17 protein-coding genes and 1 pseudogene are annotated in these 19422 nt (G+C 35.7%); 2 read left to right on the top strand and 16 right to left on the bottom strand.

Annotated elements, in window-relative coordinates; translation table 11 throughout:
- Positions 1–223 precede the first annotated feature (223 nt).
- The 15 genes and pseudogenes from ACIGHG_RS16145 to ACIGHG_RS16075 all read right to left on the bottom strand — a co-directional run bounded on the left by ACIGHG_RS16145 (position 224) and on the right by ACIGHG_RS16075 (position 14020).
- Positions 224–913, bottom strand: coding sequence for a helix-turn-helix domain-containing protein (locus ACIGHG_RS16145; RefSeq protein WP_336473727.1), 690 nt, complete (start codon positions 911–913; stop codon positions 224–226).
- Between the two features lie 1285 nt (positions 914–2198).
- Positions 2199–2846 (bottom strand): fructose-6-phosphate aldolase, encoded by a 648-nt coding sequence (gene fsa / locus ACIGHG_RS16140; protein ID WP_090920526.1) that lies wholly within the window; start codon positions 2844–2846, stop codon positions 2199–2201.
- 296 nt (positions 2847–3142) lie between these two features.
- Positions 3143–3441, bottom strand: a pseudogene (gene rbsC, locus ACIGHG_RS16135) (ribose ABC transporter permease); the annotation flags it as partial.
- Positions 3437–4342, bottom strand: coding sequence for a ribokinase (rbsK, locus tag ACIGHG_RS16130; protein ID WP_396549394.1), 906 nt, complete (start codon positions 4340–4342; stop codon positions 3437–3439). The gene rbsK and the pseudogene rbsC, both read right to left, overlap by 5 nt.
- Positions 4343–4399: 57 nt before the next feature.
- Complete coding sequence (locus ACIGHG_RS16125) at positions 4400–4480, bottom strand: LacI family DNA-binding transcriptional regulator (protein ID WP_396549430.1); 81 nt, start codon at positions 4478–4480, stop codon at positions 4400–4402.
- Between the two features lie 202 nt (positions 4481–4682).
- Positions 4683–6305, bottom strand: coding sequence for an MDR family MFS transporter (locus tag ACIGHG_RS16120; protein WP_336473725.1), 1623 nt, complete (start codon positions 6303–6305; stop codon positions 4683–4685).
- 19 nt (positions 6306–6324) lie between these two features.
- The gene (locus ACIGHG_RS16115) at positions 6325–6783 is read right to left on the bottom strand and encodes a MarR family winged helix-turn-helix transcriptional regulator (RefSeq protein ID WP_336473724.1); all 459 of its coding nucleotides are present in this window, start codon (positions 6781–6783) and stop codon (positions 6325–6327) included.
- 414 nt (positions 6784–7197) lie between these two features.
- Positions 7198–7575: an OsmC family protein gene (locus ACIGHG_RS16110; protein ID WP_396549392.1), complete on the bottom strand. Its 378-nt coding sequence runs from the start codon at positions 7573–7575 to the stop codon at positions 7198–7200.
- Entirely contained in the window at positions 7550–8977 is a 1428-nt protein-coding gene (locus tag ACIGHG_RS16105; RefSeq protein ID WP_336473722.1) for an amino acid permease, read from the bottom strand. Before ACIGHG_RS16105 ends, ACIGHG_RS16110 begins: the two co-directional genes overlap by 26 nt.
- Positions 8978–9166: 189 nt before the next feature.
- The gene (locus ACIGHG_RS16100; protein ID WP_396549389.1) at positions 9167–9811 is read right to left on the bottom strand and encodes an amino acid ABC transporter permease; all 645 of its coding nucleotides are present in this window, start codon (positions 9809–9811) and stop codon (positions 9167–9169) included.
- Positions 9812–10468, bottom strand: coding sequence for an amino acid ABC transporter permease (locus ACIGHG_RS16095; protein WP_336473721.1), 657 nt, complete (start codon positions 10466–10468; stop codon positions 9812–9814).
- Positions 10469–10540: 72 nt separating this feature from the next.
- The gene (locus ACIGHG_RS16090; protein ID WP_396549387.1) at positions 10541–11365 is read right to left on the bottom strand and encodes a glutamate ABC transporter substrate-binding protein; all 825 of its coding nucleotides are present in this window, start codon (positions 11363–11365) and stop codon (positions 10541–10543) included.
- A gap of 12 nt (positions 11366–11377) precedes the next feature.
- On the bottom strand, positions 11378–12106 hold the full coding sequence (locus ACIGHG_RS16085; RefSeq protein ID WP_090917514.1) for an amino acid ABC transporter ATP-binding protein: 729 nt from the start codon (positions 12104–12106) through the stop codon (positions 11378–11380).
- A gap of 606 nt (positions 12107–12712) precedes the next feature.
- Positions 12713–13687 carry a phosphotransferase enzyme family protein gene (locus ACIGHG_RS16080; protein ID WP_336473719.1) on the bottom strand — a complete coding sequence of 325 codons (975 nt, stop codon included), beginning with the start codon at positions 13685–13687 and terminating at the stop codon, positions 12713–12715.
- Between the two features lie 129 nt (positions 13688–13816).
- On the bottom strand, positions 13817–14020 hold the full coding sequence (locus ACIGHG_RS16075) for a hypothetical protein (protein ID WP_336473718.1): 204 nt from the start codon (positions 14018–14020) through the stop codon (positions 13817–13819).
- Positions 14021–14322: 302 nt separating this feature from the next.
- On the opposite strand from ACIGHG_RS16075, the gene ACIGHG_RS16070 reads away from it, so the two are divergent.
- Entirely contained in the window at positions 14323–15213 is an 891-nt protein-coding gene (locus ACIGHG_RS16070; RefSeq protein WP_336473717.1) for an SDR family oxidoreductase, read from the top strand.
- Positions 15214–15281: 68 nt separating this feature from the next.
- On the opposite strand, the gene ACIGHG_RS16065 is transcribed toward ACIGHG_RS16070, so the two are convergent.
- Positions 15282–17240, bottom strand: a complete 1959-nt coding sequence (locus tag ACIGHG_RS16065) for an electron transport protein (RefSeq protein ID WP_336473716.1) — start codon at positions 17238–17240, stop codon at positions 15282–15284.
- 566 nt (positions 17241–17806) lie between these two features.
- On the opposite strand from ACIGHG_RS16065, the gene ACIGHG_RS16060 reads away from it, so the two are divergent.
- Positions 17807–19231: an amino acid permease gene (locus ACIGHG_RS16060; RefSeq protein WP_336473715.1), complete on the top strand. Its 1425-nt coding sequence runs from the start codon at positions 17807–17809 to the stop codon at positions 19229–19231.
- The last annotated feature ends 191 nt before the right edge of the window (positions 19232–19422 follow it).

Below are 19422 nucleotides of genomic sequence, written 5' to 3'. Positions count from 1 at the left end.
TAGTGTTAAAAAAATATATAATATTACTTTTATTTTTTTAGACTTATCATTTCTAATCATATATATAATAAATAGAATTGTAGTTGATTGAAATAAAATAGTAAAAAATACAAATACGGTAGAAAACACTATATTTGGTATAAATATGGTGTTCGCAATAAGCAAACAACTAATTACATTAAGAACAAATGTAGTTACTATAAAAATATACTTATAAACGTTTTTAATTTTGATCACCTACTTTATCATTTTTTCTTATTTGATAATACAGTTGTTTATTTTTATGGTTATATATAAGTATTTTGTTATTGTTTTCGTCTACAATATAAACATCTTTTTCTTCCCAATCTATTCCATGAGATATATCTTTTTTAATAGAAAATAAAACCTTTTTATTTTTAAAAGGAATTGAATTTCGATTAGCATGAATATCTATTTCATGTTCTTTTATTTTGAGGCTATAATCCCCTGAATAATTGGAGAAAAAAGGTTTTAATTCACTATAAATATATAGAATTTCTTTTTTATCGGTTTCTTTATAAAAGTGTGAATTAATAACCTTTAGATCTGATGTTTTTATATCCTTTGGTATAAGTAAAAAAGCAACAAAACAACAAAGTATAACAATAATAGTAAATAAAGAATATATATATACATAGGTCATCATCAAATATCTTTTGTAATTACTTTGTTTTATTATTTGATTTTGCAAATTTGAATCCTCCTTTAATAAAGAATCAATTGAAACATTAAATAGTTTGCTTAAGGCTAATAAATTGGTTAAATTCGGAAGACTTTTTCCTAGTTCCCATTTAGATATAACTTGTCTTGAAATAAATAATTGGTTGGCTACATCTTCTTGTGTCATTTTATTTATCAATCTTAAATGCTTTATCTTCTCTCCTATATTCATGTTTGTACCTCCTTTAATTAATTTAATTTATTCTAATATTAAATAGTAAGAAACGAATCGTAGCATTACAAAAAAAAACATGCAACGATCTGTTGCAGACCTTTTTATTGTGATTTATCTTCTATTTTTAATAATTAACAATCAAGAAGCTGAGTTATATATATATCCAAATTAAAAAACCGACATAAAACCATTTTTTTAGGTGGGCAAGAGCATCTGGTCATGCGTAGAAGCGGTCAGGGCCTTTTTCTGCCACATGCGCAGTGAAAACCAGAGATAGCAAGCGAGTACAGTTTCCTTTTTCTCTGCATAGCAGCAATCTATATGTCGAAAAGTTAAAGTGGATTTATATAGCTTATGAAAGGGAGGAATACAAGACTAGAGGATATGGCAAAACGATTATTGGAAGAAGGCGAATAATTGTTAAGAGTCAATGGTAAACGGACCGTAGGGGTAGCGTCCCGAAAATGCGGACTTACAGCGTTAATCTGTTTGTAGCATTAAAAACAAAGGATTTAACAACGATAAGACTTTTGAGATAAGTCATACGATACACTAGCAGGCTTTATTTGATGTGAAATCGATTAAGTCCCAAAACGTTTTTATATCAATACTTGCCTAAAAGTTGGAATGAACCCCTTCTAATTTCTATTCTATATTTAATAACCCATATATTTCTAGGTTTTGTTCCAAGTTTTTCATTTTAAAAAGCATATTGAGATAATCACTTTGCTGACAACGGTAGCTGTTGTTGCTGTTCATAAACAGAATCTAAATAAAAAAATAGAATAACTTTCGACAATTCCCCCGGAAATATTTTTTCTCTCTGCACAACTCGATAAAATATTTAGGAATTTATCCCGCTATTTGTGGGCAGTAAGACCCCCACCTCAAGATTCAGAGAGAAGCAAAGAAGATAGGTGGGGGATAACTGCCCGTAAAAGCCCGATTGGTGAGAGCTTTCCGTCAGTGGGAGATGAAGCCCCCCCCACTGACGGAAGTTTCACTTTATTACAAACTATAAATCCATTTTAAATTTTCGACATAAGTGTATAACTTAATAATGTCGTTACTGCAAATGCCGAAAAAACTCGAAACGGTGTTTTCTTCCCTACTTCATATCCCTTCCATCTTTTCTTAAAATTTTAATATTCACCTTTTAAAATACTTATTGCATTTGAAGGAATTTCTAATAAAAAACGGTCGATATATCAGTGGACATGTAAGAAGGAATTATCCAAAAAAAAAAATGGTTCAACGTATCCGTTGAACCATTTTTTTTATATTATTTTCCTTGCGTTTTTTCCCAATCCGCTAAGAATTTCTCAATTCCTTGATCTGTTAATGGGTGTTTCACTAATGAAGCGATAACATTTGCTGGAATTGTTGCGATATGCGCACCGTTTAACGCTGCGTCTGTTACGTGAACAGAGTGACGTACAGATGCTGCAATAATTTCTGTTGGGATACCATGGATCGCGAAGATATCAGCGATTTGACGAATTAAGTCCATGCCGTTATGACCGATATCATCTAAACGACCTAAAAACGGAGATACATATGTTGCACCAGCACGTGCTGCAAGTAATGCTTGTACTGCTGAGAACACTAATGTTACGTTTGTGCGAATTCCTAAATCAGCGAACGCTTTCACTGCTTTTAAACCTTCTGTCGTCATTGGTACTTTCACAACAACGTTTGGTGCAATTTTCGCTAATTCTTTTCCTTCTTCAATCATTTTATCTGCTTCTAGGCTAATAACCTCTGCACTTACAGGTCCTTCTACAACACTGCAGATTTCACGAATACGCTCATGAAAATCTACGCCTTCTTTTGCCACAAGAGATGGGTTCGTTGTCACACCTGCTAATACGCCAAGGTCGTTTGCCTCTTTAATTTCGTCAATGTTTGCTGTATCAATAAAAAATTTCATGTTTTTTCTTCCTTTCTGAATGTAAGTATGTGTTTATTTTTTCTTAATACGGTCTAATTCAACCAAAATATTTTTTACTTTTTTCCTTTGCCACACTTACTACCGATGTAACTGCATTGGAATTCGTTGAAATAATACCGATTACATATTGCTTTTTAAACGAGATTTTGTACATCTACTTCTATTCATTTTACGGTAATATTCGCAAATGCTTGCAACATTCCGTAAAAAACATAAATGATTACTGTCATACACGTTACAGAAATATCAAAGCAATAACTAAAATAATTGGTCAGACGTCTGTCCATATAAACGAGTGTAAAGCCCCTAAAAACATCACTGTTGATAAAAGATGCTACTTTCTCTTTCTCAATGATGACACCGTTTACAATTCCTCATTATAAGAACAGCTAGCAATCCCACTCCTATTGCAAAGAATGAATTCATGCCAGCAATAAGTGTACGTAATAATGCTAAAATAGAACCTACTAATAAGTCAATACCTCTAAGTTAAAATTACGATAAAAGTCATAATCTTACATGCATTTGACAGTTCAATATACGCTAAATTTAATGTTGCAATAACAAAGCTAATTAAACCATCCTACAATCTTCTGTACTTCTCGTAATTTATCTCTTGATGGCATACCACCTTGTGCTCCTAATTTCGTTACAGAAAGCCCGGCTGCAATGTTTGCAAAACAAATTGCTTTTTGCAATTCTTCTCCTTCTGCAATCGCAACTGCTAATGCACCGTTAAATGTATCTCCAGCTCCTGTCGTATCAACAACTTCAACAGATATGCTTGGTACATGAACAATTTCTATACCATTATGGAAGCGAACACCGTTTCCACCTTCCGTCATTAACAATTTATTGGGATATTTTTCAAGCAGCGATTCAATTGGTGATATAAAGTCATCTAAAACAATTCGACATTCATGCTCATTTGGTGTAATATACGTTGCTTTTTGCAATACTTCCTCTGGCAACATTTGCGCTGGAGCTGGATTTAAAATAACTGGAATTTGATGTTCTTCACAAATATTTAGTACATATGTTACTGTTTCAAGTGGAATTTCTAGCTGTAAAACAACCATATCCGCTTGCATAAGAAGATCTTTTGCACGATTTACAAGTTGTTCATTTACAGAACGATTTGCACCTTGCACAACAATGATACTATTATCTTCTTCAGCCAATACGATATGGGCAATGCCTGTTGTTTCATGCGTAATCGCTTCCACGTATTCATTAAAAATATGCTCATTCTCTAAATTTTTTCGAACGAATTTTCCATAATTATCATTTCCAATTGCTCCAACCATCGCAACATTTGCACCTAAACGTGCTGCAGCTACAGCTTGGTTTGCACCCTTTCCACCCGGAACAGTATAAAATGCTTCACCAATTACTGTTTCACCAGCTTTCGGGCGTTTTTTTGAGATGGCAACTAAATCTATGGAAACACTGCCAACTACTACAATATTTGGCAATACCTTCCCCTCCTTACTGTACCGAATGCAATCAAATCATTTCCTGCAACGATACGATCAATTGCTATTAACCGGCACTTTTAATACTCTAGAAACAATAACAAAAGATACCCCCGCTAGTTTCGCGACGTCTTTTATCGCACATTCTTTTCTCTCTTTACCATATGTAACCGTTTACGCAAATAATATAACGTATTCATGAAAATCCGTCAATTGTTTGTAAATGACAAGATCATCTCCAACTCCTTTACTTTTTCAACATCCAAAATCGCTCTCCCACCAGTAAAAATTGCGATTATATAAAAAGCATCGCCACTACAGGCGATGCTCTTCTTTATGATCAATAAGATACACTTGCACTTGTATCTTTCTCTTCTTTTTCATTCTTTTGTTCTTCTGTTCCCTTTTTACGATCAGAAAGCTTAATTTTCTTCAAGAACAATGTAAATACAGCACCAACTAGAATAAATACTAATCCAGTTATAAATACATGATGAAGAGAATCTAATAATGATGTCTTTAATACAGGCACAATACTGTTTGCAATTGCTTCTGGCATCTGCTTCATTGCTTCTGGACTAAATAACATTGAATATAGCCCTTGCGGATCTGTGTGAATCATATCTTTAAACTTCGTCACGATTTGTCCTGCTTGTGGTGGGAACGTATTCAGTACAGGCACTAATTTTTCTGTTAATACTGTACCAGATGTGTTATTCATAATGGAACCTAAAATCGTAATCCCAAATGTACCACCGATTTGACGGAAGAATTGACTTGATGAAGTTACAATTCCAAGATCTTTTTTCGGGAAGCTTTCTTGTAATGCTAATGTTAAAGTTGGCATTACAAGACCCATTCCAAAACCAATAATCATCATATACGACGTTGCAACAAGCTTACTTGTATGCATATCCATTGTCGTTAACATTCCAAATCCGCCAGCCATAACTAGCATCCCAGTAATAATTTGTGGTTTTACTCCAACTTTTAACACAAGTTGACCACCAATAATACTCGTGATGATCATCGTGATCATCATTGGCGTCATAATCGTTCCTGATTCAGCAGCACTTACACCAACAATACCTTGCATAAAGAATGGAACAAACATGATTGCTCCAAACATTCCAATACTCATAAAGAAACCAATTGCATTTAATAATGTAAATGTACGATTTTTAAAGAAATGGACAGGTAAAATCGGTTCTTTCGCTTTTTTCTCGACCATCACAAAGCTGATAAGGCCAATAATCGCAAGAGCAAATAAACCAATGATTTGCCAAGAATCCCAAGCGTAGTCTTTTCCGCCAAATGTTAATGCTAATAATAAGCTCACAACACCGACGATCATCGTGAAAATACCAGCGATATCAATTTGAATTGGCCCTGTTTGTTTCTTCCCTTTTAAGCCCATTGCGATAAAGATTGTCGCTAAAATTCCAACTGGTAAGTTAATGTAGAATACCCATCTCCAGTTCATTGAATCAACAATCCAACCACCAATTTGCGGACCAATGACAGAAGCAAGACCATAAAGCGCTCCAAAAACCCCTTGCCATTTCGCACGTTCTTTTCCTGTAAACATATCCCCAATGATAATCATAGCCATCGGCATCATAATACCGCCGCCAAGCCCTTGAATACCACGGAAAATAATTAATTCAGTCATACCGTTCGCCATACCACAAAGCGCAGAACCAATCATGAAGACGATTAGTCCTGTCATATATACAGTGCGGCGACCTAATAAATCGGCTAATTTACCGGCGATTGGTACAACCGTTGTTGATGATAACATATATGCTGTTGTTAACCATGTCATTAAACTTAATCCGCCAAGTTCACCGACAATACGCGGCATTGCTGTACCAACGATTGTTCCGTCTAATGCAGCAAATAGCATCGCGATAACTAAGCCAATTAACAACAACGTTCTATTTTGATTTGCTTGTTGTTCCATATAATCTCCTCAACTCTCTTTAGTTTGTCTCTTTCTTCTCTGATGATTGACAAATAATTGCTTCTAGTTTTTCAAATAATCGCAACAAGTCTTCTCTCTCTTGTACTTCTAATTCGGAAAAGTACTTGGCAATATGTTGATTACGAGCAATCATTGCCTCTTCTAGAACAGCTTTCCCCTTTGTCGTTAACTCAATTACAACCACACGGCGATCATTTTCATCATGATAACGCAAAACCAAATCGTGATCGATTAAACGATCAATCATGACTGTAATGGCACTCGGTTTCACATACATTTTCTTCGCTAATGTTGTTGCTCTTGATGCACCGTAACGATCTAAAATTTTTAAAATATAAAATTGCGGTGGTGTTAATCCAGATGACTGTAATTTCTCTAATAACTCCGTTTGCAATTTCTTTCCAATAGAAAATGCAAGAGCTTGAATTTTATCTATATGAGTCATGTCATTTTGCATATTTTCTACCCCTTATTTAAACAATAAAATATTTAACGTCTTTAAATATTAAACTCCGAAATTAATAATGTCAATGATTTTGTTTCTTGCAAACTTTCGTATTTTTTCGGTAAAAAAATACGAAAATCATGCTATATACAAGTTAAAAAAGCGACATAAAAACCCCTTTCTTTTTAAGGGAGACGAGAGCATCCGGCCATGCATAGAAGCGATCAGGGCCTATTCCTGCCACATGCCAGGTTTTAAACAAAGAGAGCAAGCAAGTAGCGGTCATGTTGTATTCTGCACGGCAGAAACTTATATGTCGAAAAATTCAAATGAATTTATATAGATGAAATGCTAGGATGATTTTCTCATAACAAAAAACTACCATTACTATGCATACACCACATAGCAATGGTAGTCTTTACTTTTTTATGAAATCAATTCAATTGTTTCAATAATTTCAATGCTATCCTTCACAGATTGAACAATTGTACAATTTTTCATCGCAAGCTCTAATGCCTTTTCTAACTGTTCTTGCGTAATTCCTTCTGCCTTTATTTTATAGTGTAAATGAACGCTCTCCAATGGTTTCGGTAAAGTTTCGCTTCTTCTAATTTCCGTTTCCATTGTAAATTCATTATAGATAATACGTTTTTTTTCTAAAATCGTTCGAAATACAATTGCACTGCACCCTGCAATCGAAGCAATCAAAAGTTCTAATGGTGTATACCCATTCTCTTTTCCAATTTGCAATTCACCATATGGAATCTTCGTTATGATTTCATCGCGCTTGACTATTAGTTGCATATGTATTCTCCTTTTCCATTTGCACCTTTTGCTGTCTCTTTTTATTTATATAATAATATATATAGCAAAAAATAATAAATGGAATACCGCAATATAGTGCCATGCGCTGTTCTGGGATGAAAGCTAAACTAATCACAACAATGCTGTTTAAAACAAGCGCTGCAATTGGCACAATTGGATATAATGGTGTCTTATATTTTAATTCTTCTAACTTGCCGCCGCTCTTTACATATTGTTGTCTAAATCGAATTTGTGAAAATGCAATAATAATCCAACTTGACACCGCAGATAACCCTGCAATAGATAGTAAATACATGTATACAGTACTTTCCGCGAATACGCTTGTTAATAACGATAGCGCTGCAATAATCATCGTTACAACTAATGCTGTAATCGGGATCCCTCTTTTATTCACCTTCTTAAAAGAAGTTGGTGCCATTCCCTCATTTGCTAGCGACCATAAAATACGCGTTGCTGCATATAATCCAGAGTTTGCTACCGATAATAGAGCAGTGATAATAACAAAGTTCATAATATCCGCCGCATACGGAATACCAATTTTATCAAAGACAACAACAAACGGACTTTCAATAACTCCTGCTTCTTTCCACGAAATTAATCCTACTAAAATCGTTATAGTTAAAATAAAGAACAACATAATACGCCACACTGTATTACGAATAGCACGTGGAATCGTTTTTTCCGGTTCCTTACTTTCACCTGCCGCAATTCCGATTAACTCTGTTCCTTGGAAAGAGAAGTTTACCGTGATCATTGTTAGTAACACAGCTCCAATTCCATGTGGAAACAACCCACCATCATGTACGAAGTTAGAAAAAAGCGGTGCTGCTGCTTTTCCATCGTATGGTAAAAAACCAAGTAGTGCACTTCCACCAAGAAGAATAAATGCAATAATGGTAATTACTTTAATACTCGAAAACCAAAATTCTAATTCTGCATAGCTTTTTGCTGATACTGCATTTGAAATGAATAAAAGACTTCCGAACAAAAGGCACCATACCCAAACATTTACATCCGGAAACCATCTTTTCATCATTAGACCAATTGATGTTAACTCTAAACCAACAGTTACAGCCCAGCCTAACCAATACAGCCAGCCAATCATAAATCCTGTTCCAGGTCCAATAAATTGCGTCGCATATTTTTGAAACGATCCCGAAACGGGCATGGCAACTGTTAATTCACCAAGGCAAAGCATCGTTAAATACATAATAAAACCGCCCACTAAATAAGAAAGAATCGCTCCTCCTGGTCCTGCTTGATTAATTGTATATCCTGATCCGAGAAAGAAACCTGTCCCGATTACTCCTCCAAGTGCAATCATAAATAAATGTCTACTCTTCATTGTACGATGTAAATTCTCATTCGCTGCCTGATTCATCTTCTTCCTCCCCTTGAATACCCCTCTATATTTTAAAATTTCTGATAATACCAAATATACAATAAAGCGTTTACAATTTCTATATAAAATTAAAATTTTTCTAAAAAAATAACTCTTGCATAAAATAAAATGCAAGAGTTATCCCGCGATTCGCGGGCAGTAAGACCCCCTACTGATGGAAGTTTCACTTTATCTGCTTTCCAGTCGTCTTGAAAAAAGAGACAAACCATAATTTACAATGAAATACATACATGCGACGAGAAGAAATATTGGAATCATATAGTTTACATTTTGACCATTAATAATTTGAGCATTATGCATTAATTCTGGCAATGAAATTACGACCGCCAACGATGTATCTTTTAAAAGAGATATAAATTGACTGACAAGCGGCGGCACCATACGCCGCAACGCTTGCGGTAAAATAATGTGCTGAAGCGTTTGTACATACGTTAATCCAGAAGCACGTGCTGCTTCAATTTGCCCTTTCTCAATTGAGAATAAACCACTGCGAACAATTTCTGATATCATCGCTGCTTCAAATATCGTCAAAGCCACAATGGCCGCTGTTGTAATCTCTAATTTCAATCCAGCTTCTGGGAGCGCAAAATATGTAAAGAAAATAATTAATAACAGCGGTAAATTACGAATGATTTCAACAATACAAGCAAGTATTGTTGATACAACCGGTATTTTCGTATATCGCAACGTACCGATGACGCTACCAATGATAAAACTAAGGAAGATTGCAATAAGAGCGATTTCTAGTGTAACAAGTAATCCTTTTAATAAAAAAATAATATGATCTCCTGTATAAGCACCTCGAAAATCCATCTACACAGCTCCTTTCGCCAAGTGTTTCTCTAAGAAGCGAACACCCATGCTAAGCGGAACAGTTAAAAGTAAATAAAACATACCAACAAATATATATACATCAAATGTGACAAATGTTCTTGTAGAGATTAAATCACCTTGGTACATTAAATCCGTCCCAGCGATAATCCCTAATATAGAAGAGTTTTTCACTAAATTTAGAAATTGATTACCTAGCGGCGGAATTACAATTTTTATCGCTTGTGGCAAAATAATATAATACATCGCTTGTACATATGTTAAACCAGAAGAACGTGCTGCTTCCATCTGCCCTTTCGGAACTGATAAAATTCCTGCACGAATTGCCTCTGTAATAAAAGCCGCTGTATATATCGTAAGTGCAGTTGTACCAGCAACAAATCCACTTAATGTAACACCGATTACCGGAAAAGCAAAATAAAAAGCAAATGCAACGAGGACTAAAGGGATATTCCGAATAAACTCTACATATGTTGCCCCAATCCAATTTAAAACGCGAATTGGCGCAATTCGCATCACTGCGATGATGATGCCAAGAATAAAACTACCAATTAACGCAATCAAACTAGACAGTACTGTGTATTTGAATCCTTCTAAATACAAATCTAGATTATTTGAGAGAATCGAAAAATCGGGCACAAACGCTCCCCCTCTTTTTTCATAACAAGAGGATGATTATTTCTCATCCTCTTGTATCCTATATTTGTGGTATTACTCCGGCTTTTTCCCAATCCACTTTTCATACAATTTATTGTATTCACCGTTTGCTTGCATCTCTTTGAGTAACTCATTCATTACTTTCGTAAGCTCCGTTTCTCCTTTTCTCACCGCAATGCCATATGGCTCATCTGTGAATTTTTTTCCAACCACTTCATAGTTTGCGTCTTGCTTTTCCATACCATATAAAATAGCATTATCTGTTGTTAAAACATCGCCTTGTCCTGCCTTCAATGCCGTAAATGCTTCGCTATAATTTTCAAATTCAAGTACAGTCGCTTCCGGTGCTTTGGCACGAATATTGTTCGTAGAAGTAGAACCTTTTACAGCTAACACTTTTACCCCTTTTTTCACGTCAGCTATATCTTTAATTCCACTTCCTTTTTTTACAAGCAAAGATTGCCCAGCTTTAAAATACACATCTGAGAAATCAACTTCTTTTTTGCGTTCCTCGGTAATTGTCATTGTCGCAATAATTGCGTCAATATCGCCGTTTTTAAGCATTGGGATGCGCGTTTTAGAAGTAACTTCTTTTAATTCTAATTTATTCTCATCGCCTAAAATTTTTTTCGCGAGTGCTTTTGCAACATCAATGTCAAATCCTTCTACCTTTCCTGTTGCTGGATTCTTTAATCCAAATAGATTCGTATCATACTTCACACCGACAACTAATTTTCCACGTTTCTTAATTTGATCAATAACAGTTTCTTTTTCATTTTTTACAGCTTCTTTTTCTTTCTTATTTCCACACCCAGCTACAACCAATACAAATAAACAGGCAAAAACGATAAGCGTAAACCACTTTTTCATTTTAATCATCAAATTCCTCCTTTAACGATTCAGCACACGACTTAAAAATAATCGGGCGCGTTCTTGCTTTGGATTTACAAAGAAATCAGCAGGCGAGGCCTCTTCCACAATTTCACCCTTGTCCATAAATAAAATGCGATCAGCTACCTCGCGGGCAAATCCCATCTCATGTGTAACAACAACCATCGTCATGCCTTCTTTTGCTAATGTTTTCATCACATCAAGTACCTCACCGATCATTTCAGGATCAAGCGCCGAAGTCGGTTCATCAAACAGCATAATCTCCGGCTTCATCGCTAGTCCCCTTGCAATGGCAACGCGCTGTTGCTGTCCCCCTGATAGTTGGTGCGGATAGGCATTTACTTTATCCGTAATCCCTACTTTTTCTAAATAAAACATGGCAATTTTTTCTGCTTCTTCTTTCGGCTTTTTAAGTACTTTTATCGGGGCAAATGTAATATTTTGAAGCACCGTTTTATGAGGATATAAATAAAAGTGTTGAAATACCATGCCGATACTTCGTCTTAATTGATTTATATCTTTCTTTCCCTCATGTATGTTGACACCATTTACAACCAATTCACCATTCGTGATCATCTCTAGTTGATTCATGCAGCGCAGCAACGTGCTTTTCCCTGACCCCGACGGGCCAACGACCACGACGACTTCCCCTTTTTCAATTTGCAAATTAATATTTTTTAAAACTTGAAAGTTGCCGTAATACTTGTTGACATCGCGAAAAACAATCAATCTACTCCCCTCCTTTACAACTCAAAAGGCCTGTATAGTTTTTTATATTCGAAAACATCTAAAAAAATAACTAGTAATCTTTTAAACAAAAGAGAAGCAAAGAAATCACCTTCTTTGCTTCTTTCACTTCTTTTAGGAAACCTCTTCTTGTTTATCTTTTCCATATACCATTTCATTCTTAGTCCCTTTTCAATGTAATAAGCTGGATCACCACGAAATTCTCCTTTTTACAAATGATTTTCAGAATATATAAAAAAACACAAAATATACACCTTATGAAACACAATATTATTCCGATAAAATAAACACATTTTTGTATAAAAACACAAAAGGGATCTCAAACAATTTATCTAATCATATGTATTCAAATGAACTTATCTATCCACTTCGATTTGAGTACATATAAGTCGCTGCGTTGCAGAATACACTATGACCGCGACTTGCGTTCTCCTTTTGTTTTATAGCAAAAAAGGCCCTGACCGTTACTATGTGCCGCCAGACGCTCTCGCTCACCTAAAGAAAAAAGGTTTTTTCGGTTTTGTGTTTATATAGTAAAAAACTGACCTAAAACACTATAATAGTGCTTTAGGTCAGTTCTCGTTTTACTTACCATTCAACAATTGCTTTTCTCGCAAGAATTCTCTTATAAATACCATTTGTTAATGTTTGAAAATACTCTGGCATTTCTTTACCGTGAAACTTTTTCATAATCGTTCCATATAAAGCAACATCTCGAAGGCGCATGAAAAGTGGTAGAGTATTATATACGGAATCATCGAGAATATGCTCTGTCTCATATCCTTCTCTCAATACTTGCAACTGGTGACGTGCAAACATCACCTTTTTTTCTTCTGACCAATCTTTTTGCAGGGCAGAATAATATAAAATCATTGCAATGTCATGTGCAAAATAATTGTACGTGGCATCATCAAAATCAAAAATGGTTAACTCCTCATTTTCATAGTGAAAATTCTTATGATGAATATCTCCGTGAATCAATCCAAATGTGTGATTTGTCACAGGTAAATTTTTAATTTCTGCTACAACTTCATACCCAATTTCCTGTAGCTCCTTATCTTCCTGTAACATATCAATAACAGTAATTTCATCTTCCATCCACGTAATACGATTCTCCGTCTTTGGATAATCCATCGTAAGTCGATGTAACTGCCCAATTGCTTTACCCCAAGCGTAAAAAAGCGTATCATTCCAAACAGCAGAATCTACATCTTTCACTCTTTCTCCTTTTGCATAGTCAAAAAGTGAAATGTAAAAAGATGTGCCATCAGTTGCTTGTAGACTTTCGACAAATAGAGCATTTTTTGATCGATGCGGCGCGGCTACCTTTGCACCATTTTTTCCGAGATATGCTAGAAAATCTAATTCGGCCTCAATTTGCTTATATGTACGATGAGATGAATGTGTCAAACGTAAAACATACGGTGTACGATCTTCTCCCTCGGCACGAAAAATATAATTTTCAAAGTCCCCTAATGGTTCTTCCATAACCGTTACTCCGAAGCGCTTCGCTCCTTCTTGTAAAATTTCTTTTGTAAACACTTTTTCAACTGCTAATTCCATATGAACACTCCTCTCTTCTCTACATAATTCGCCATAAATCTTAAAATCACTGCTGAGAATTGAAAAAAGGAGTAGAACATTCTACTCCTTTTCCATTCCAATAATAAGGAATTTATATCGATAACAGCATTACCATTTCCCTTCCAATATGAGCGTATACATACCCATGCTCATAACAAACAGCGCAACCCCTAACGTAATAATCCATAACGGAATTTTCAGTTTTTTAACTTTAAAATAAGCTCCGTACCCTTTATATTTAACAGAGCGATATACACTAATTCCCCCTACACAAATCATGAAAATGCTTAAAATATGTACGACATACGGCAAGCTCCCACCCCTTAAAAAAACCTCTTTATAAGATTATCACATCGCCCTTCTATTTACAGTAATTTCTAAATAATATTTATCATGAAAATATCAAATGAACTACCCCCCACTTAAATTCTAACGAATTTTGAAGTGGGGGCTTCTCAATTCCACGACGAAAACAACTCTCCCTGAGAGTTACTTCGGGTTATTCCCCCCCTAGATGTCCAACTTCATGTTTACACAGACAGGGAATGGGCATGCACCTATAATCTTTTTAAGAATATGCTAAATCACATATAACCGAAGGGGGCTTGCTTATTATGTCTGAGTATTTTGGGTTTATAGAAAAATGCGATACAGTTCCAATCGAATTTCCCCCGCAGTACCAACCTCAGCAGCCGGGTATTGAATCTTTGATGATTCCAAGACCTATCTCCGAAAATCCTAATTATTCTGGAAGCAACAAACTATTGAACAAAGTCGCCATCATTACTGGAGGAGACAGCGGGATCGGTCGGGCTATCACCATTGCTTTCGCAAAAGAAGGGGCGGATATTGTAATTGTTTATTTAAATGAGCATGGGGATGCATCCGAAACAAAAGACAGAGTAAACCAATTGGGCAGACAATGCCTGACAATCGCAGGTGATATTGGGGATGCCGGATTTTGTCATTATATCGTTAAAAAGACAATAGAAGTATTTGGCCATCTTGAAATCCTGATCAATAATGCGGGAGAAGGACATGCACAAGCAAGTATCACCGACATTTCAGCAAAGCAGCTCGAACGTACTTTTAAAACAAACATTTTTTCATATTTTTATTTAACACAAGCAGCCATGCCCTATTTAAAAAATGGAAGCTCTATTATCAATACGACTTCACTCGCCGCATACAACGGACTTGATCCCGCGATTGATTATGCCGCTTCCAAGGGAGCTGTCGTTGCATTTACCCGCTCGTTAGCATTATCAGTCATTAATCAAGGAATCCGGGTCAATGGCGTTGCTCCAGGTCCTGTATGGACCCCTCTTATTCCTTCAAGCGCTCCTCCGGAAATTTATGCAACATTTGGAAGCAATACACCAATGAAACGTACTGCACAACCTTTTGAACTAGCACCTGCCTATGTTTATTTGGCGTCGGACGACTCCTCATATATGACAGGACAAATTCTTCATGTAAACGGCGGAGTGATTATAAATGGATAATATGAAACTTCCATGAGTGGGGTTTCTTCATTCTCCGCCTATCTTGTTTGCTACAGCATACTTCTAAATCATTCTAATGTGAGTAAATAGTTGATTAACGCATCTTGCTCTTGTTTTGAAAAACCTGTAGAAGAATCTACCCAATATTCATGTCCTTCTCCTGTAATATGTGCGTCTTGTAAATCCTTTGAATTTTTGTTTGCTTCGATTACTTTTCTTCTCAAGTTTTGATCAATTAATGCTCGTAAGCTGTTAAACGGATTAGGCTCAATTCCTTTTGATACCGTTCCTGTCATACCTAGTTCACTCTCCACGTTTTGGCCAACCGCAACACCTCCATCATGTAAATACGGTGCTCCCCAATAAAGCCCTAACAAACTTGGAACTTTGTAACCACCAGGTGAACCATTTAACATATATGCTAAGTTAATCTTATCTTTTTCTAATGAATAGGCTGGAACCTTTAACAATTTTGCTCCTTTTGGCACAGGTACAGGTGTATCTGGTGAATAAATAATTGGCTCCGCTAAGTCTTTACCTATTGCTTCAAATGATTTTGCTCTTGATGGCTCGGTCTTAATTTCATTAACTGGAATAATCCTATTATTTGTGTAGGTTTGTCCTGCATGACAAGTAATACAACCTGCACGTGCAAAAACGTTCTTCCCCTTTTTCATCGTCTTATCATCAACAGATAATGGTGGTTTTGGGGAAACGAATGTATTTTGTAATGCAGACATTCCATTATTTTGCTCCATAACCCGATAGCCAGGAGAACTTGATACTAAACCATTAGGAGAGATTAAAGACGGCCTTGGAAATGTCGGAAGCGTAATTAATTCATTTACTCCCGGAACTCCTGGAGTTGGGTCTACTGAAGCAAAAAACTCAGATGGTTTCTTTCCACTTTTAGGATCATATCGATATTTTAGATTCGCTGCATTTTGTAACATTGTTCCTAAATAAACTTCCTTGTCGATTTTGAAAAGGAATGGACTAGCATGTGCTAATGTCGTTAAATCTGACCCTTGAATATTTACAGCACTATTAATTACACTTAGTCCTTTAAATGGACCAGCTTGTGCAAACCCATTCCACCCATAAGGATGATCTCCAAATGTAAAAGAATCTGGAATTTGTGTTGGATTATTCACCAAATCACTACTCGCATCAAAGTTTCCGCCTGGCCATTTTAATAAAGTACGATCTACAGCCTCCTCTATCATCTCTGGATCAGGAAGCGGAGCTTTTTTTCCATCAGAAGTTACTACTGTTCGCCCTAAATCTTTCATATAGTCTTGTAATGACTTAATTTCTGCACGAGAAAAATAAGCTGTTGAATTTGTCCCTAGTGCTAAAATGAGACCGCCATTAAAATCATTATTTGCAGCACCTTCAATAACTTGTTTTGTATCTCTAGTCACCGTTGCGTGGCATGCAGCACAGCTTACCCCTATCTTCTCTCTTCCTTCAGACTTAATAATAGGCATTCCTAATACTTCATTAGAACCTCTTGCAACATCTAAGCCAGTATCAACCTTTGTTCCTTTTTCAAACGTTTTATCTCCTATTTTCACAGTTTTCGCCAGTTCAACACGTAAATTTGTTGTCCCTTTTCCATGTAAGTCGTGAATTGCTTTTTTAATATTTTCTAAAGTTAACGCACCATTTAAAACACCCATTATGTCTGTAAGAAACACTTCATTTCCAAATGTTTCTTCATAAAAAGACTCTCTCCCCAATTTTAATAAATTCTTATTAATTTTCACTGCTCCGTTTTGTGGTGATAATAACCTTTTGCCCTCTTCCGTTTTCAACAACTCATTCGCCTTTTTTTGCGAAATCGTTTGTCCCCAAATATCATATGCTGGTTGATTTTCCGCAGTTCCATAATGATTCAGTTTACTTTTTACAATTTGCTCTTCAGAAGGAATATAAGCGTATGTTGGTTTTGAAAAGTTAAAAAGAACAACACATACAAACATTATCCCCAAAGCAAGAGATCTAGCCGACTTCCTATGTTCCATTTACTTTCCTCCATGTTCATCAGAAAATATTACAAACGCTCAGTAACAGCCTTAATATTCCCTGTCAAAAAAGAAATAAATACAAGAACATAATTTCCGTCTTCTTTTTTCATTTTATAAACATCTAGCGTATACAATTTTGTGATATCTTAGCTTATTTCTAAAAGCCTTTTCAAATAAGGCCTGTAAAATATCGAAAGAAAAATCACTATAAATATTTAATCAGCAATACGAATTTTTATAACGCAATATACATTTTTCTCTTCCCTTTCTAAAAAACATGTAGTATACTTACTTCAAAATCAGAGGAGAAAGGGAGCAAAGGACTATGCTTACAAATACAACTGTAGTTACATTTGCACAAAAACATCATCATCATACGTAAACCCTTGAAACCTAGCGGAAAAATTCACGCGTAGGTACAAGGGTTATTCCCGTTGTACCTACGTTAGGCAAAGAGCCATGTAGGTATTTTTTATCTACATGGCTCTTTTTTATTTCCAAAAAACACTAGGTACAATAAATCATAAAACAAAAAAACTATCATCAAAAGGAGTTAGACAATCATGGACACAAAAAAATGGGGTTTATGGATTTTAACAGCATTCGTTGTTGGAAATATGGTTGGCGGCGGCGTGTTTATGCTTCCGGCAAATTTAGCACAAGTATCAGGGCCAATGGGTTCCACGCTGGCATGGACAATTACCGGGCTTGGTGTATTTATGATTGCACTCGTATTTGGAAACTTAGCAATGCGAAAACCAAATTTAAAAGCAGGTCCGCAAAGCTATGCGCAAGCAATGTTCACTTCACCAAAATCTGGGAAAGTTGCTGGTTATAGCATGGCTTGGGGCTACTGGGCTGCAAACTGGGCTGCAACAGCTTCTGTTATTATTTCATTTGCAGGATATTTATCTACATTTTTCCCAGTTATGCAAAGTAAACAAGTTTTATTCACGACAAATGGTTTCTCATTAGAACTAGGAAAATGCCTAACATTTGCTGTATGTAGTATTATGCTATGGGGCATTCAATATATTCTTTCGCAAAATATTGATCGTGCTGGTAATATGAATTTACTTGCAACTGTCGCAAAAATTATTGGATTTACGATGTTTATTATCATTACATTATTCATTTTTAATGCAGCTAATTTCGGCGATGGTCAAACGTTTATGAATGAGGCTGGAAAATCCATTCCATTAGGCGGACAAATCAACGCTGCTGCCATCTCAACACTTTGGGCGTTTATTGGTATTGAATCAGCTGTTATGCTTTCAAACCGTGCAAAGTCACAGCGCGATGTAAAAAAAGCAACGATTTTCGGATTAGTAATTGCGCTTCTTATTTATGTATCAATTACATTGTTAACAATGGGTGCTCTTCCGCAAGATGCGCTAAAAGAATCACAAAAACCATTGGTTGATGCATTAAATATGGCTATTGGTAATAAAGGTGCATACATTATGGCATTTCTAGCACTTGTCTCTCTATTCGGTTCTACAGTAGGTTGGATCGTTGTAAGTGCAGAAGTTCCATATCAAGCAGCGAAAAGCGGACTATTCCCTGCTTTCTTTGGAAAAACAAATAAAAAAGGAAGTCCAACAAACTCATTGTTATTAACAAATATCATGACACAAATTTTCTTATTCTCTACTATTTCTGGTTCAGTATCAGAAGCATATAACTTTGCAATTGTTGTCGCTACGCTTGCTTATTTAATTCCATATCTTGTTTCAACATTGTATCAATTAAAACTCATTATTACTGGTGAAACATATAGCAACATGCAAGGCTCTCGCAAAGTTGACGGAGTAATCACAGTACTTGCTCTTATATATTCAATTTGGGTTATCAAAACAGGGACATCTGATATAAAAACTTTCTTACTAGGAATAGGATTATTCGTAATTGGATTAGTTCTTTATCCATTTATCATGAAAAATACCGCTGAAAAGAACATAGAAACACTTGATACAAAAATTAATTAAATTCAAAAACACTAGCTCTTTACGGAGCTAGTGTTTTTCGGTTAAAATTCATTTTTTAATTCTGATACTGTTAACGGTTTTGTATATTGAACTACCCTCACCTATCTTCTTTAGAAAAGTGGAAGTGGCTCGTCCAGAATGTGAGGGGGATGGAGCTTCTGACGTAGAGGTGTATTTTACCTCGTAGGAAG

It is taken from the genome of Bacillus sp. NPDC077411 (genome assembly GCF_044543425.1).
Taxonomy (GTDB): domain Bacteria; phylum Bacillota; class Bacilli; order Bacillales; family Bacillaceae_G; genus Bacillus_A; species Bacillus_A bruguierae.
The sequence above is the reverse complement of the archived record's forward strand: the minus strand, read 5'-3'. Positions and strand labels throughout refer to the sequence as shown.

Coding starts and splice junctions, on each gene's coding strand:
- ACIGHG_RS16120 (WP_336473725.1), bottom strand. CDS start 6,305: ATGGAACAACAAGCAAATCAAAATAGAACGTTGTTGTTAATTGGCTTA.
- ACIGHG_RS16070 (WP_336473717.1), top strand. CDS start 14,323: ATGTCTGAGTATTTTGGGTTTATAGAAAAATGCGATACAGTTCCAATC.
- ACIGHG_RS16090 (WP_396549387.1), bottom strand. CDS start 11,365: ATGATTAAAATGAAAAAGTGGTTTACGCTTATCGTTTTTGCCTGTTTA.
- ACIGHG_RS16080 (WP_336473719.1), bottom strand. CDS start 13,687: ATGGAATTAGCAGTTGAAAAAGTGTTTACAAAAGAAATTTTACAAGAA.
- ACIGHG_RS16100 (WP_396549389.1), bottom strand. CDS start 9,811: ATGGATTTTCGAGGTGCTTATACAGGAGATCATATTATTTTTTTATTA.
- ACIGHG_RS16060 (WP_336473715.1), top strand. CDS start 17,807: ATGGACACAAAAAAATGGGGTTTATGGATTTTAACAGCATTCGTTGTT.
- ACIGHG_RS16110 (WP_396549392.1), bottom strand. CDS start 7,575: ATGCAACTAATAGTCAAGCGCGATGAAATCATAACGAAGATTCCATAT.
- ACIGHG_RS16115 (WP_336473724.1), bottom strand. CDS start 6,783: ATGCAAAATGACATGACTCATATAGATAAAATTCAAGCTCTTGCATTT.
- fsa (WP_090920526.1), bottom strand. CDS start 2,846: ATGAAATTTTTTATTGATACAGCAAACATTGACGAAATTAAAGAGGCA.
- ACIGHG_RS16145 (WP_336473727.1), bottom strand. CDS start 913: ATGAATATAGGAGAGAAGATAAAGCATTTAAGATTGATAAATAAAATG.
- ACIGHG_RS16105 (WP_336473722.1), bottom strand. CDS start 8,977: ATGAATCAGGCAGCGAATGAGAATTTACATCGTACAATGAAGAGTAGA.
- ACIGHG_RS16065 (WP_336473716.1), bottom strand. CDS start 17,240: ATGGAACATAGGAAGTCGGCTAGATCTCTTGCTTTGGGGATAATGTTT.